Annotated in this window: 9 protein-coding genes and 1 tRNA gene; 7 read left to right on the top strand and 3 right to left on the bottom strand. The window is 62.4% G+C overall.

Translation table 11 applies throughout. From position 1 onward, the window contains the following. Nucleotides 1-23: 23 nt before the first annotated feature. Nucleotides 24-3,272, top strand: a complete 3,249-nt coding sequence (locus C8348_RS10645) for a YhdP family protein (RefSeq protein ID WP_198647005.1) — start codon at nt 24-26, stop codon at nt 3,270-3,272. Nucleotides 3,273-3,549: 277 nt separating this feature from the next. Here C8348_RS10645 and tyrS read toward each other — a convergent pair whose 3' ends face one another. After that, nucleotides 3,550-4,803: a tyrosine--tRNA ligase gene (gene tyrS, locus C8348_RS10640; protein ID WP_106753301.1), complete on the bottom strand. Its 1,254-nt coding sequence runs from the start codon at nt 4,801-4,803 to the stop codon at nt 3,550-3,552. Between the two features lie 183 nt (nt 4,804-4,986). Here tyrS and C8348_RS10635 point away from each other — a divergent pair, with 183 nt between their 5' ends. Then, nucleotides 4,987-6,213, top strand: coding sequence for a hypothetical protein (locus tag C8348_RS10635; protein WP_157950418.1), 1,227 nt, complete (start codon nt 4,987-4,989; stop codon nt 6,211-6,213). 264 nt (nt 6,214-6,477) lie between these two features. Here C8348_RS10635 and glnA read toward each other — a convergent pair whose 3' ends face one another. Beyond that, nucleotides 6,478-7,887 (bottom strand): type I glutamate--ammonia ligase, encoded by a 1,410-nt coding sequence (gene glnA / locus C8348_RS10630; protein ID WP_106753299.1) that lies wholly within the window; start codon nt 7,885-7,887, stop codon nt 6,478-6,480. A gap of 120 nt (nt 7,888-8,007) precedes the next feature. Continuing rightward, on the bottom strand, nt 8,008-8,346 hold the full coding sequence (locus C8348_RS10625; RefSeq protein ID WP_106753298.1) for a P-II family nitrogen regulator: 339 nt from the start codon (nt 8,344-8,346) through the stop codon (nt 8,008-8,010). Nucleotides 8,347-8,760: 414 nt separating this feature from the next. Between C8348_RS10625 and C8348_RS10620 the strand changes: the two genes are divergently transcribed. The 5 genes from C8348_RS10620 to clpX all read left to right on the top strand — a co-directional run bounded on the left by C8348_RS10620 (nt 8,761) and on the right by clpX (nt 14,416). Beyond that, a complete protein-coding gene (locus tag C8348_RS10620; protein WP_244293977.1) occupies nt 8,761-10,332 on the top strand; it encodes an NAD(P)H-hydrate dehydratase in 1,572 nt (523 codons plus the stop codon). 98 nt (nt 10,333-10,430) lie between these two features. Then, nucleotides 10,431-10,515 (top strand) — tRNA-Leu (locus C8348_RS10615). A 214-nt stretch (nt 10,516-10,729) separates the two neighbouring features. Continuing rightward, nucleotides 10,730-12,100, top strand: coding sequence for a trigger factor (gene tig / locus C8348_RS10610; RefSeq protein WP_106753297.1), 1,371 nt, complete (start codon nt 10,730-10,732; stop codon nt 12,098-12,100). A gap of 210 nt (nt 12,101-12,310) precedes the next feature. Then, nucleotides 12,311-12,946: an ATP-dependent Clp endopeptidase proteolytic subunit ClpP gene (gene clpP / locus C8348_RS10605; RefSeq protein ID WP_106753296.1), complete on the top strand. Its 636-nt coding sequence runs from the start codon at nt 12,311-12,313 to the stop codon at nt 12,944-12,946. Between the two features lie 207 nt (nt 12,947-13,153). Further along, a complete protein-coding gene (clpX, locus tag C8348_RS10600; RefSeq protein WP_106753295.1) occupies nt 13,154-14,416 on the top strand; it encodes an ATP-dependent Clp protease ATP-binding subunit ClpX in 1,263 nt (420 codons plus the stop codon). The last annotated feature ends 145 nt before the right edge of the window (nt 14,417-14,561 follow it).

The raw sequence follows: 14,561 nt of genomic DNA, 5'->3' as shown, positions 1-14,561 counted from the left end.
TACGAACATCGGGTCGCGCCGGATTGCGTTGGCTGCGCCGGGTGCTGATTGCCCTGGTGCTGGTCGTCCTGGCTGGTGTCGGTGGCCTGGCGCTGCTCTTGGCGAATGGCGCGACGCCGATCCCTGGTGTTGCGAGCCTTATCGAGCAGCAGGCGAGGGGGGAGGGCGCCCGCTTGACCGTTGGCACTGTGCTGCTCGATCTCTTCGCGGACGGCGGCAGCCGGGTGATCATCGAGACTGCCGAGTTGACCGTCCCCGGAGAAGCCCGCATCGACCTGACGTTGCCGCGGGTTGTGGCCGTTCTTGAACTGGAGCCACTGCTGTCCGGCGCTTTGCGCTTCACCGCTCTCGACATTGATCGCCCGCATCTTCGCCTCAGACCCGATGATGCCGAGGCTGACATCCTGTCGATGGGCGAGATGATGGAAGCCGTTGACCGGATCGCCACCATCGTCGACGAGGAGTTCCGCAAGCGCGATCTCGCCGAGGTTCGCCTGCACAACGGCCGGGTCGATGTCGTTGGCCCGGTCCCCAGGCGGATCAACGAGATCGACGCTGTTCTTCGACGCGACGGCCAGGGTGGCATTCTGGCAGAAGCCGAGATTGCCGGTCGCATGGGGCTTTGGGATCTTGGCCTGCGCCGAGCCGTAAACCCTGAACACGGCCAACGCCAGATCGGTCTCTACATTCGCGACATGGCGCTGGCGGAGTTGTTTCCCGCCAACGAGCAGGTCGACAGCGGCAAGGGACTGGGCTTGCCTCTGGAGATCCAGTTCAACGCCAATCTCGGTGCCGACGGCAGGTTTGAGGCGGCCAATCTTGTGGCTCGCGGACAGGATGGCTGGTTCAGGTCCGGCCAGACCGTGATCCGCTTCGATGATGTGGCGCTGGCGCTCGGCTGGGGGGCGGGGCATCCAGGTGTGATCATTGGCAAGTCGCATGTCATTCGCGGGGATACGGAAATCTTTTTCACAGGAGCCGTGCGGCCACCTGCGAACGACGGGGCCGACTGGACATATGAAATCGACGCCGACCGGGCGCGGTTCGGCTCCGCTGATGTGCCGGAGCCGCCTGTCGTCGCCGATTACCTCAGTCTTGACGGTCGCGTTGACCTTGCTGCGAAGGTTCTGTTCCTCGACCGGCTGCAACTGCATTCCGGATCTGCACTGTTTCGCGCAATCGGCTCACTCGACCTGCGCGATGACGGGCCTTACCTTGCGCTGGCTGCGGACGCGGAAGCCATGCCAGTCTCGATGCTGAAGCAGATCTGGCCGATCACGCTGGCGCCGCCGGCGAGGCGTTGGGTTATCGAACATTTGAAGGGCGGGCTGATCCAGAGCGCCCGTGTCGATGCCTCGGTCCGTCCGCCAGCCTTTGATGAGGCCCATCCCGATCCGGGCTGGGGCGGGGATGATCTCAAGCTTGAGATCAGCCTGGTCAACACCGAGATCGCGCCGCTGACCACTCTTCCAGCGATCAGCGATCTTGCCGGCACCGTGAAGATCGAGAATGAACGGCTGTCAGTTGACTTGCGGTCCGGCAGCATTGTCGTGCCTTCGGGCGGCTCGGTTGCGGTCCCGGCGGGGCGGTTTGACATCCCCCATCTTGCAGACCGCGGCATCAAGATCGGCACATTGGATCTGAAACTGCAGGGCGGGCTTGGTCCTCTTGCCGAGATCGCCAATTCCGTGCCGTTCCGGATCCTCGACAAGGCGGATCTTGGCGGCGTCGAGTTGAAGGGATCTGGTGACATCGACGTCACAGCGAAGCTGCCGCTGAAACTTGCCTTGTCCGTTGATGAAGTGGGGTGGGCCGCGCGAGCCAAGCTCTCTGGCTTTTCTGCAGACAAGCCGATACGCGGCCACAAGATCACGGATGCCGCAATCCAGCTGACCGCGGATCCGACGCAGGTGGACATCAAGGGACGTGGTCGTATCGATGGCCTGCTGGCCAATCTCGACATTATCTATCCCCTGGACAACAGTGATGTCGTTGCGCGGCAGGATGTCGAGCTGAAAGTAACGGCAGCAGAACTCGCCAGGCGTGGCATCGACCTTGGGACGCTGGTTGGTGGGGCGCTGGCCCTGAAGCTTGGCGACACCCCGGAAGGCCAGCGGTTCGAGATTGATCTGAAGGACGCGAGCCTGCGACTTGCTGAAATCGGGTGGGAGAAGACCCCGGGCGTTCCGGCCAGCGCCTCCTTTCTCCTGACTGAGACAGCGACGGAGCGGCGCCTGAAGAATTTCTCGCTGCGCTCGGAAGGGGTCGCGCTCGAAGGATCAATTCTCCTGACCAAGTCCGGTGAATTCCGGGAGGCCGACTTCGGGACATTCCAGATCCGGCCAGGTGATTCCGCGGCTCTCAAGATTACGCGGGAAGGCACCGGCCGCTATCGCGTGTCCCTGTCCGGAGCCCAGTTCGACGGGCGCGGGCTGATCAAGCAGGTACGGGACAAGAAACCCGAAGAAAGTGACAAGGCAACCGGCACGTCGTCCTATCGTATCAGCCTGAAACTCGGCCGCCTTCAGGGCTTTCAGGGTGTTTTTGCGACAGATATCACCGGGGAGATTCAGGCGGAGAAGGGGGAACTGTCTCGTTTGAAAGTGACAGGTGCCACCAACAATCGCGGCGCCTTCCGGTTCGAGATCACCGGCGAGGGCGACGCGCGGGCCGCAAGCGGTGAGTTTTCGGACACCGGTGCCCTCCTGCGCTTTCTCGACCTCTATGAACGTATGCGCGGCGGAACTGGCCGCCTGCTGGTCTCCTTGCCCTCGGACAAATCCTGGTTCGGTACCCTCGGCGTGCGTGGATTCTCCATCACCGAGGATCCGGCATTGCGCAAGCTGGCCGAGTTGCCTCAGGTCTCGGCCCCTGGCCCCGACAACCGGCCTGTGTCCGGCAATGCAATCATGAGCGGAAGTGGAGAAGCCTCCTTTGACCGGATGGATATCCGGTTTTCCAGGAAAGGCGACACACTGACCCTTGAGGAAGGAATTCTTCAGGGGGCGGTGGTCGGCGGTACCGTCGGCGGCACTGTCGATCTGGGCAGCCGCGAGATGTCCCTGACGGGGACCTTCGTGCCGATCTTTGCGCTCAACAACCTGTTCGCCAAGATCCCCCTGCTTGGCTTTGCCTTGGGAGGCGGCAGCCAGGAAGGGCTGATCGGCGTGACCTATCGCCTGTCTGGCCCGATCAGTGCGCCGGTCCTGACCGTCAATCCGGTGTCAGCCATCGCGCCGGGCATCTTCCGCAAGATGTTCGAGTTCCGTTAAGCTCCACGCCGGCGAAAACGAGAAAGCCCGGCATAGGGCCGGGCTCGGAGGATGATGACAACCTCGACCTCTCCGACGTCATCCCGGCCAAGCGAAGCGCTGAGCCGGGACCGGAGAGCTGAGGTGTCGACAGGGCAACGAGTGCGTCTCGGAGAGGCCCGGCCCTCCGGTCCCGGGTCTCCGCTTCGCTGCGCCCGGGGTGGCGAAAACCTAGTTGTCTGCTGTCGAAGAACCCGGCACAAGGCCGGGCTCCTGAACTTGATCGAGAGCTGAAGGCTCAGAGCGGCTTCAGCAGCACGTGCTTCTTCTTGCCCATCGACAGCTTGATGACGCCTTCACCGGTGAGATCGGCGGTGCCGAGCACGCGCTTGTCGTCGGTGACAGAGACGTCGTTGATCTTCAGCGCGCCGCCGGCAATGTTGCGCCGGGCCTCGCCATTGGAAGCGGACAGGCCTGCGGTCACGAAGGCGGCCAGGACACCGATACCGGCGGCAAGGTCGGCAGCAGCGATCTCGACGGTCGGCAGGCCTTCAGCCATGGCGCCTTCCTCGAAGGCACGACGGGCGGTCTCGGCGGCCGCTTCCGCTGCCTCGCGGCCATGGACCATGGCGGTTGCTTCGGTCGCAAGCACCTTCTTGGCTTCGTTGATCCCTGCGCCTTCCAGCGCAGCAAGCCGGGCGATTTCGGCGAGCGGCAGGACGGTGAACAGCTTCAGGAAGCGCTCGACGTCGGCATCCTCGGTGTTGCGCCAGTACTGCCAGTAGTCATAGGCCGACAGCTGCTCCGGATTGAGCCAGACGGCGCCGGCGGCGGTCTTGCCCATCTTCGCGCCCGAAGAGGTCGTCAGCAGCGGGGCGGTGAGCGCGAAGGCCTCGACGCCGGCCTTGCGGCGGATCAGGTCGACGCCGGACAGGATGTTCGACCACTGGTCGGAGCCACCCATCTGCAGGCGGCAGCCGGTCTGCTGGTAGATCTCCAGGAAGTCGTAGCCCTGCAGCAGCATGTAGTTGAATTCCAGGAACGACAGGTGCTGCTCGCGCTCAAGACGCAGGCGCACGCTGTCGCGCTGGATCATCTGGTTGACCGAGAAATGCCGGCCGATGTCACGCAGGAACTCGACATAGTTGAGCTTCATCAGCCAGTCAGCATTGTCGAGCATGACGGCGTCGCGCGGACCGTCGCCGAAGGTCAGCAGCTTCTCGAAGACCTTGCGGATGCCGGCCTTGTTGGCCTCGATGTCCTCGTCGGAGAGGATCTTGCGGCTCTCGTCCTTGCCGGTCGGATCGCCGACGCGCGTGGTGCCGGAGCCCATCAGCGCGATCGGCCGGTGACCGGTCTGCTGCAACCAGTAGAGCATCATGATGGTGACCAGCGACCCGGCATGGAGGCTCGGCGCGGTGCAGTCGAAGCCGATATAGGCGGTCACGGTTTCCGTGGTGAGGAGCTTGTCCAGCGCCTCATGATCCGACACCTGATGGATGAAACCGCGCTCGGCGAGCGTTTTCAGGAACTCCGACTTGTATTCGGTCATCTTTCGCGCATTCCATGTCAAAAGCGGGTACAGGCGTCGAGGCTTGACCCTGGTCTGAAACTGATTGAGTCCGCTATATCGGAAGTCTGTGGTGATTTCACCGGTTCAGCAGCAAAAATCCTGATCCGCGCCGCAAGCTCTGGCATAAGCCGCATCTCTCATTCCCCAACGGTGCCGATCCCTTTGCTGCGACATATCGTTTTCATTCCCGGCTATGACCTGCGCCGGCCATCTTTCCTCCAGTCGGTGATGGCTGAAGAAGCCGAGGCGATGGGCCGGATCCGGGGCGTTGATGCGGAACTTGCCGGCTTTGCGGATGGCCAGGGGCCGGGCGGTGCGTCGGCGACCTGGAGCGGCCGGGCCGCATGGCCGGAAGGCGAGACTCGTACGGTCTTTCATCTCCTGGGCTGGCGTGATCTTGCCAAGCGCGATTTCCAGCGCTCGTGGCCGAAGCGGATGCTGGGAGCCTTTGCGAGCTTTGCCGGATTTGCGCGCAGCGGCGGATACATCGACAGCTTTCGCCGTCATTGGCCGAACGGGATCTTCCATGTCTACCCGGTCATCCTCCTGCTGATCTATCTGATGCTCCTGTGTGCGCCCGCCGTCATGCTTGAGCCGGTGCGAGGGGCGATGGACAGTGCCGGCTTGCCGGAGCTTGTCGCCTGGCCGGTCTGGCTGGCCGGATGGGGGATCTGGGCGTTCACAGTGCATGGCCTGTCCCGCCTCGTCGAGCCGTCGACCTACTTCTGGTATCTGGTCAATGACTGGCATGCGATCCGCCAGCTTGCCTTCGACCGTGATCCGGACATGACCGGACGCATCGCGCAGTTCGCCAGCGAAATCCTCCGGGTGGAACGTGAGGCGGGGGCGGATGACGACATCCTGCTTTGTGCCCATAGCTCCGGCACTTTTGTATTCATCCTGGCGCTGGCCAGGGCACTGGAGCATAAGCCGGACCTCGGTGTCTCGCGCGGCGGCATTGCGCTGGCAACGCTCGGCTCGGCATTCGGATACATCGGCGGATACCATGCGGGCGGCGCGTTCGAGCGCGCGGTTGCCCGTGTGGGGGCGGCTCCCGGCATCGACTGGAGCGACATTTATGTCCCGCAGGATGCGCTTTGTTGCGGCCGCGCCAATCCGGTCGCCGACTATGGCCGGCGATGGAGCGAGACGCCGATGCTGGCACCGCGCAGCTACAGTGGCAGGGCACCGGACGCACTGGGGCGGGACCGCTTCAACCGTCTGCGCTGGCGCTTCTTCGCGCTGCATTTCTGCTACTTCTTCGCCTCGCAGCGGGAAGACACGTTTGACTTCCACAGACTGACGCTCGGTCCCAACCCGGCGCGGGAGATGCTTGTCGCCTGGGCTCCAGAACGGGATCGGCAACGGGCGGTCGTGATGCCGGAATAGTTTGCGGATCACACGAAATTTGCAGCGTGGACGACCGTCAGGAGTTGGCTGACAAGCGCTTCATCGTCTTCCAGGGAGCAGCAAAGCGAAGACCCGGGACCGGAGAACCCTGGCTCGTCCGTATCGCGTTCATTGATCAAGTTTCGCCTCGGCTCCCCGGTCCCGGCTCTCGCGTTGCTCGGCCGGGATGACGTGAATGCAAGACCACAAAAACGAAAAGGCCGGGCGATTGCCCGGCCTTTCCTGTTCCAATCCCGGTGAGGATCAGACGGAGTAGTACATGTCGAACTCGACCGGATGCGGGGTCATTTCGTAGCGCATGTTCTCTTCCATCTTCAGCTCGATGTAGCTGTCGATGAAGTCGTCGTCGAACACGCCGCCGGCCTTCAGGAACTCGCGGTCGATGTCCAGCGACTGCAGGGCTTCGCGCAGCGAGCCGGCAACGGTCGGGATCTCGGCCAGCTCTTCCGGCGGCAGGTCGTAGAGGTTCTTGTCCATGGCATCGCCCGGATGGATCTTGTTCTTGATACCATCAAGACCGGCCATCAGCTGGGCAGCGAAGGCCAGGTACGGGTTCGCAGCCGGATCCGGGAAGCGGACTTCAACGCGCTTGGCCTTCGGCGACGAGGTGTAGGGGATGCGGCAGGAGGCCGAACGGTTGCCCGAGGAGTAGGCCAGCAGCACCGGAGCCTCATAGCCCGGGACCAGACGCTTGTAGGAGTTGGTCGACGGGTTGGTGAAGGCGTTCAGGGCCTTGGCGTGCTTCAGGATGCCACCGATGTAGTACAGGCACATCTCGCTGAGGTCAGCATAGAGGTTGCCGGCGAACATCGGCTTGCCGTCTTTCCAGATCGACTGGTGGCAGTGCATGCCCGAGCCGTTGTCGCCGAACACCGGCTTCGGCATGAAGGTTGCGGTCTTGCCGTAGGCATGGGCGACCTGGTGCACCACGTACTTGTAGATCTGCATGTGGTCGGCGCAGGTGGTCATGGTGTTGAACTTGATGCCAAGTTCATGCTGGGCAGCAGCCACTTCGTGGTGATGCTTCTCAACGACCACACCCATTTCGGACATGACGGACAGCATCTCGGAGCGGATGTCCTGGGCGCTGTCGATCGGCGGAACCGGGAAGTAGCCGCCCTTGATGCGCGGGCGGTGACCCATGTTGCCGGCCTCGTACTCGGTGTCGAGGTTGGTCGGCAGTTCCGAGCAGTCCAGCTTGAAGCCCGTGTTGAACGGCTCCGAGGCAAAACGCACGTCGTCGAAGATGAAGAATTCAGCTTCCGGGCCGAACACGATGGTGTCGCCGAAACCGCCAGCCTTCACATAGGCTTCGGCCTTCTTGGCGATGGTGCGCGGGTCGCGGTTGTAGGTCTCGCCGGTGCGCGGGTCGACGATGTCGCAGAGGATCACCATCGTGGACTGGGCGAAGAACGGGTCCATGTGCACGGTGGCCGGATCGAGGACCAGCGTCATGTCCGAGGCGTCGATGGCCTTCCAGCCCGCGATCGACGAGCCGTCAAAGGCCACGCCTTCAGCGAACATGTCTTCGTCGACAAGGCCGGCATCCATCGTGACATGGTGCATCTTGCCGCGCGGATCGGTAAAGCGCAGGTCGACGAACTTGATGTCCTTGTCCTTGATATCCTTGAGGATCTCAGCAGCGGTGGTCATGTATTCACTTCCCTGGTGTTCTGGTTGTCACTTGGGCTTGTTCTCGGGCCCGGGATGGCGCTCGAGGGCGCCGGATCCATCAGGACCGAAAGGGGGAGCGGGCGAAGCCCGCAAAAAGGATCAGATCGCGTCGACGCCGGATTCGCCGGTGCGGATGCGGACCGCCTCCTCGATGTTGGAGACGAAGATCTTGCCGTCGCCGATACGGCCGGTCTGGGCAGCGTTGCGAATCGCATCGACTGCTTTCTCGACCATTTCATCCGGCAATACGACCTCGACTTTGACCTTGGGCAGGAAGTCGACGACATATTCCGCGCCGCGATAGAGCTCGGTGTGGCCCTTCTGGCGGCCAAAGCCCTTGGCTTCGGTCACGGTAATGCCTTGCAGACCAACCTCCTGCAGCGCCTCCTTCACCTCGTCGAGCTTGAAGGGCTTGATGATCGCTTCGATCTTTTTCATCGCCTTGGGTCTCTCTCCGTGTCTGAGGCCTTGAGGCCGGTGTTGTTGCGTGGGGCGGACGTCGTGTCGGGCCTGCCGTGGTCGCCTCAATGTAAGCACATGGCGTGCCAGTTCCTGCAAGGGACCGAAACGGTGAAAAAAGCAGCATGTCTGAGGGCAAAAACTCCGCGGCTTGCGTGGGCTGCGCGTCATGCTGCCGCTAAATTTAGCAGATGCACACCAAATAAGCAGCATTTCGATGCGGGTGGTTGGAAGGATGGTGCCGAATCCTTGTGCAGCTTGCCGGGCCCCTGCGCAGGCTTTGGCCCCGAATTGGCAGGGTTGCCTGTGCCCTTCAATGGTGTTGGCAAGTGGCTGCTCCGGACGTGGTTCGCGGCTATGCTGCGATGACAATGTGCAGATCGGACCAGACACATGACGAGCAACATCCCGTGGGGCTGGGATGCCCACCAGACCGCTTCTGCGCTTCTGACGCCATCAGAGATGGCCGAGGCAGATCGGCGGACCATCGCGTCGGGCACGGCGGGGATTGTCTTGATGCGCCGGGCAGGGGCTGCCGTGGCACGGGCGGCCATTTCGCTGCAGCAGCAGAAGGGCCTGGCAGGACGACCGGTCCTGGTGTTGTGCGGTCCTGGCAACAATGGCGGCGATGGCTTTGTCGCGGCTGCGGTCCTGCGCAGCTGGGGGCTCCCTGTGCAGCTTTATCTGCTGGCGGCGCGGGAGGCGCTGTCCGGCGACGCAGGCGTAGCCGCGAACACATTCGAGCGGGCAGGGGGCGTCACCGAGGTCCTGGCTGACGCCGGTCCGATCCGGACTGCACTGCAGGCGGCCGGAGGCCACGTGGTGATCGATGCCTTGTTCGGTGCCGGTTTGTCGCGGCCGCTGGAGGGGCTGGCGGCCGCAGTCGTCGAGGCCGTCAACCTGTCCGGCTGCCCGGTGCTGGCCGTGGATGTTCCCTCAGGCCTCGATGGCGCCAGCGGCTTGGCGCTGGGGCCCGTTGTCCGGGCGGATCGGACAGTTACCTTTGCCCGGAAAAAGCCTGGCCATCTGCTTCTGCCGGGTCGCCTTTTATGCGGGCGAACAGAGGTCTGCGATATTGGCATCAGCAATGAAACGATTTCCGCCCTTGCGCCGGCAGTCCGGCGAAATGGTCCGGCCGCCTGGCCCTGTCCGTTGCCGCGTCCGGGGCGGGAAGCCCACAAATATTCCCGGGGGGCCGTGCTCGCCTTTTCTGGCCCCTTCAGCATGACCGGTGCCATTCGCCTGTCGGCAGAGGCCGCCCTGCGGGTCGGGGCGGGTCTGGTCACGGTAGCCTGCGAGCCATCTGCAACGGCGGCGCTGGTGACGCATCTCACAGCCATTATGGTCCGGCCCCTGCGCGATCCTGCCGAGCTTGAGGCTGCCCTGGCCGACCCGCGCCTGTCGGCCTGCCTCGTGGGGCCGGGGGCAGGGCGGACCGAAGCCCGGGCACCGGCTCTTGTTGACCGAGTGTTGCAGCTTGCCTCAGCCCGGCCAGCGCTCGTCTTGGATGCAGATGCCCTTTCGGTCTTCAAGAGCGCGCCGGAACAACTTTTGATGCGACTGGGACAAAGGCCTGATCCAGCTGTCCTGACACCGCATGCCGGCGAGTTCCGGTCGCTCTTTCCTGATCTTCTTCAGTTGGATCGCCTGTCGGGCGCCCGACAGGCCGCGCAACGATCTTCATCCATCATCGTCCTCAAGGGGCCTGATACCGTGATCGCTGCCCCGGATGGCCGCACGTATATCAATGACAACGCCCCACCTTGCCTTGCCACAGCCGGATCGGGCGATGTGCTGGCCGGACTGGTCGCCGGACTTCTGGCGCAAGGGGTGCCGGCGTTCGAGGCGGCTGCCATGGCGGTGTATCTGCATGGCGCTGCCGGAGCGATCTGCGGCGAAGGAATGACCGCCGAAGACCTTTTGCCGGCTCTGCCGCAGCTGCTTGCCGGGCTGCTGCCGGAATAAAGGCTGCGTGTTTTAGCCGTGCGCGGCATTTTTGCTTTGATGCGGCAAGGTCGGGTGTTATAGAGGCCGCGCCCTGGCTTCGGGCGTCCTAAGCCGTCGCGGGCGTGGTGGAACTGGTAGACACGCCAGATTTAGGTTCTGGTGGCGTAAGCCGTGGGGGTTCAAGTCCCTCCGCCCGCACCATGGCGATATGGCCCGGATCCGCCAGCCGAGGCTGAACCGGTCGACTGCGCGCCGGTCCCCATCTTCCTAAGATCCGACAGATACTTCGTCGAGATTGCAGGCAGTCATGTGGATCCTGAGCGTCGCGATCGCCCTGATGAGGGCCCTCCGGGGTCGATTGAAAACATGAGTTGGGATCCAGCCGGGTTCCACACCAAGGACGAAGCACACTATCATGCAGGTGACCGAAACCCTTTCCGAGGGCCTCAAGCGCGAACTGAAGATCGTCATCCCGGCAACCGAGCTGGCGTCCAAGCTTGATTCGTACCTCGATGAACTGAAGGACAAGGTCCGGATCAACGGCTTCCGTCCGGGCAAGGTTCCGGCTGCGCACATGAAGCGCATGTACGGTCGTCAGGCGATGGCGGAAATCGTCTCCACGACCATCCAGGAATCCAGCCTGAAGGCAATTGAGGACCGCTCGGAGCGCCCGGCGCTGCAGCCGGATATCGATCTGGCTGATGACCAGGCGGAAGCCATCATCGAAGGCACCGCAGATCTGGCCTTCAAGGTCATCTATGACCTGCTGCCGACCTTCGACATCGTCGACTTTTCCACGATCGAGCTGGAACGTGAGATCGTCGAGGTCTCCGAAGCCGGCGTGATGGAACAGGTCGAGGCGATTGCCGCCAACAACCGTCCGTTCGTCAGCAAGGGCGATGGCGCCGTTGCCGAGAACGGCGACCGCGTCACCATGTCCTACCTTGGCAAGCTCGACGGCGTTCCGTTCGATGGCGGCGCCGACGAGAACGGCCAGCTGGTCCTCGGCTCGAACCAGTTCATTCCGGGCTTCGAAGAAGCTGTTGTCGGCATGAAGCAGGGCGAAGAGAAGGTCATCACCGTCTCCTTCCCGGCCGACTACCAGGCCGAGCATCTTGCCGGCAAGGAAGTCACCTTCGACATCGTCCTCAAGGACGTGGCTGCAGCGGGTGAAGTCACGATCGATGACGAGTTCGCCAAGAGCCTTGGCCTTGAGTCGCTCGACAGCCTGAAGGACATCATCCGCGGCCAGATCGAGAGCCAGTTCGGCGCCATGACCCGCCAGCGCGTCAAGCGTCAGCTGCTCGACAAGCTCGATGCGGTCTACACCTTCGACCTGCCGTCCAAGCTGCTCGACACCGAATTCCAGAACATCTGGAACCAGGTCGAGAACGACATGACCCGCAACGGCAAGACCTTCGAAGACGAAGGCACCACGGAAGAAGCCGCCAAGGCTGACTACCGCAAGATTGCCGAGCGCCGCGTGCGCCTGGGTCTGGTGCTGTCGGAAGTCGGCGAGAAGAACTCTGTCCAGGTGACCGACGAGGAAGTCCAGCGCGCGCTGTTCGACCGCGTGCGCCAGTTCCCGGGCCAGGAGCGTCAGGTGTTCGAGTTCTACAAGAACAACCCGCAGGCGCTCGCAACCCTGCGCGCTCCGATCTACGAAGAGAAGGTTGTCGATTTCATCCTGTCCCTTGCCAAGGTCACCGACAAGACCGTGACCAAGGAAGAGCTGCAGAAGCTCGTGGCTGAGGACGAGGAAAAGGACGAGGCAGCCGCCGGCTGACCGTTTCATTGCTCCTGCGGCGTGATGGCTTTAACCTTGCCTTCACGCCGCATCGACCACAATCTTGCGATCTGGGCGGCATCCCCTATGTATGGGTGTCGCTCTTTTCGACTCATGGGGCCAGAGTGCCGCTGTGAACTCGAACATCGCGTGTCTTCGCCTGTCGGCCGGCATCCCCCGGTCCGGCACGCGCCAGCAAATGGATAAGGTATGAAGGATCCCGTCGAATTCTACACGAACACGCTCGTGCCGATGGTTGTCGAGCAGACGAACCGGGGTGAGCGGGCCTTCGATATCTATTCCCGCCTCCTGAAGGAGCGGATCATTTTCCTGACCGGTCCGATCGAGGATCATCTGGCGACGCTCGTCTGCGCCCAGTTGCTGTTCCTGGAATCGGAAAACCCGACCAAGGAAATTGCAATCTACATCAATTCGCCCGGCGGCCTCGTGACGGCTGGCCTTGCGATCTATGACACGATGCAATTCATCCGGCCGGAAGTGTCGACGCTGTGCATCGGCCAGGCCGCCTCGATGGGCTCGCTGTTGCTGGCCGCCGGCCACAAGGGCAGCCGCTTCTCGCTGCCCAATGCCCGCGTGATGGTGCATCAGCCCTCCGGCGGGTTCCGTGGCCAGGCCGCCGACATCATGCTGCATGCCCAGGAAATCCTGAGCCTGAAGCGCCGGCTGAATGAAATCTACGTGAAGCACACCGGTCAGTCGCTTGACCAGGTGGAAGAAGCGCTGGAACGTGACAACTTCATGACTGCCGAGGTGGCGAAGTCCTTCGGTATTGTCGATGCCGTGATCACCGACCGCGCCAGCCTGTCGGCGACGCCGGCAACCTGACGCAGGCTGACAAAGCAAAAGGGCCAGCTTTGTCTGGCCCGCTTAAACGAATATTGATTTTTACGGGCGAAGCATGAAACGATCATCGTCCGTGGAAGTCGCCAGAAAAGCGGTCATGGACCGATTGTCGGATCAGGCGGGCAACGCCCGGTCCGGAACGACAAGGGGAAGGGCATATGCCCTCTCGGAACCTGCGGGGTTGATTAGATGACAAAGGCCAGCGGCAGCGACTCCAAGAATACGCTCTACTGCTCCTTTTGCGGCAAGAGCCAACACGAAGTTCGCAAGCTGATCGCCGGCCCGACTGTTTTCATCTGCGATGAATGTGTCGAGCTGTGCATGGACATCATACGCGAGGAGAACAAGTCCTCGCTGGTGAAATCGCGCGATGGCATCCCCACGCCGCAGGAAATTCGCCATGTCCTGGATGATTATGTGATCGGTCAGAACAGCGCCAAGAAGGTGCTGTCGGTGGCCGTGCACAACCACTACAAGCGCCTGAACCACGCGTCGAAGAACAACGACGTTGAACTGGCGAAGTCGAACATCCTGCTCTGCGGCCCGACCGGTTGCGGCAAGACGCTTCTTGCCCAGACCCTGGCACGCATCCTGGATGTGCCGTTCACAATGGCTGATGCCACGACGCTGACCGAAGCCGGCTACGTCGGCGAGGATGTCGAGAACATCATCCTCAAGCTGCTGCAGGCCGCCGACTACAATGTCGAGCGGGCACAGCGCGGCATCGTCTACATCGACGAAGTCGACAAGATTTCGCGCAAGGCCGACAACCCGTCGATCACCCGTGACGTTTCGGGTGAAGGCGTGCAGCAGGCCCTGCTGAAGATCATGGAAGGCACCGTGGCTTCCGTTCCCCCCCAGGGCGGGCGCAAGCATCCGCAGCAGGAATTCCTGCAGGTGGACACGACCAACATCCTGTTCATCTGCGGCGGAGCCTTTGCCGGCCTCGACAAGATCATTTCCGATCGTGGTCGCAAGTCGTCGATGGGCTTCAAGGCCGACGTGGTCGGTCCCGATGACCGCCGAATCGGTGAATTGTTCTCGGAACTTGAGCCCGAAGATCTGCTGAAGTTCGGTCTGATCCCGGAGTTCGTGGGCCGTCTGCCGGTCATCGCGACGCTTGAGGATCTCGACGAAGAAGCCCTGATGACGATCCTGACCGAGCCGAAGAACGCTCTGGTCAAGCAGTACCAGCGCCTGTTCGAGATGGAGAACGTCGAGCTGTCCTTCCATGAGGATGCGCTCAAGGCCATCGCCCGCCGCGCCATCGAGCGCAAGACCGGTGCGCGTGGCCTGCGGTCGATCCTGGAATCGATCCTGCTCGACACCATGTACGAGTTGCCGGGTCTCAAGGGCGTGAAGGAAGTCGTGATCTCGCCGGATGTGGTGGAGGGCAAGGCTCGCCCGCTCTACATCTACGAAGACCGCGCCGAGACAGCCACCTCGGCCTGATCAGGCAGACTTGCCGAATGCATCATATGCCGCCCGGTTTTCGGGCGGCATTTTGCTTTTTTGATACTATTTCTGCAGGAAGCGGTGGGAAGGCTGTCGTCTTCAACAGCCTAGGCCACCCATCTTTCGGCGCTGCCTTGACACC

Origin of the sequence: Pannonibacter carbonis, from assembly GCF_003012935.1 — a bacterium.
GTDB lineage: Bacteria > Pseudomonadota > Alphaproteobacteria > Rhizobiales > Stappiaceae > Pannonibacter > Pannonibacter carbonis.
The sequence above is the reverse complement of the archived record's forward strand: the minus strand, read 5'-3'. Positions and strand labels throughout refer to the sequence as shown.

What these genes read in the sequence shown, in the direction of transcription:
- tyrS (WP_106753301.1), bottom strand. Translation starts at nt 4,803, where the DNA reads ATGACCGAATACAAGTCGGAGTTCCTGAAAACGCTCGCCGAGCGCGGT.
- glnA (WP_106753299.1), bottom strand. Translation starts at nt 7,887, where the DNA reads ATGACCACCGCTGCTGAGATCCTCAAGGATATCAAGGACAAGGACATC.
- C8348_RS10625 (WP_106753298.1), bottom strand. Translation starts at nt 8,346, where the DNA reads ATGAAAAAGATCGAAGCGATCATCAAGCCCTTCAAGCTCGACGAGGTG.
- C8348_RS10620 (WP_244293977.1), top strand. Translation starts at nt 8,761, where the DNA reads ATGACGAGCAACATCCCGTGGGGCTGGGATGCCCACCAGACCGCTTCT.
- tig (WP_106753297.1), top strand. Translation starts at nt 10,730, where the DNA reads ATGCAGGTGACCGAAACCCTTTCCGAGGGCCTCAAGCGCGAACTGAAG.
- clpP (WP_106753296.1), top strand. Translation starts at nt 12,311, where the DNA reads ATGAAGGATCCCGTCGAATTCTACACGAACACGCTCGTGCCGATGGTT.
- clpX (WP_106753295.1), top strand. Translation starts at nt 13,154, where the DNA reads ATGACAAAGGCCAGCGGCAGCGACTCCAAGAATACGCTCTACTGCTCC.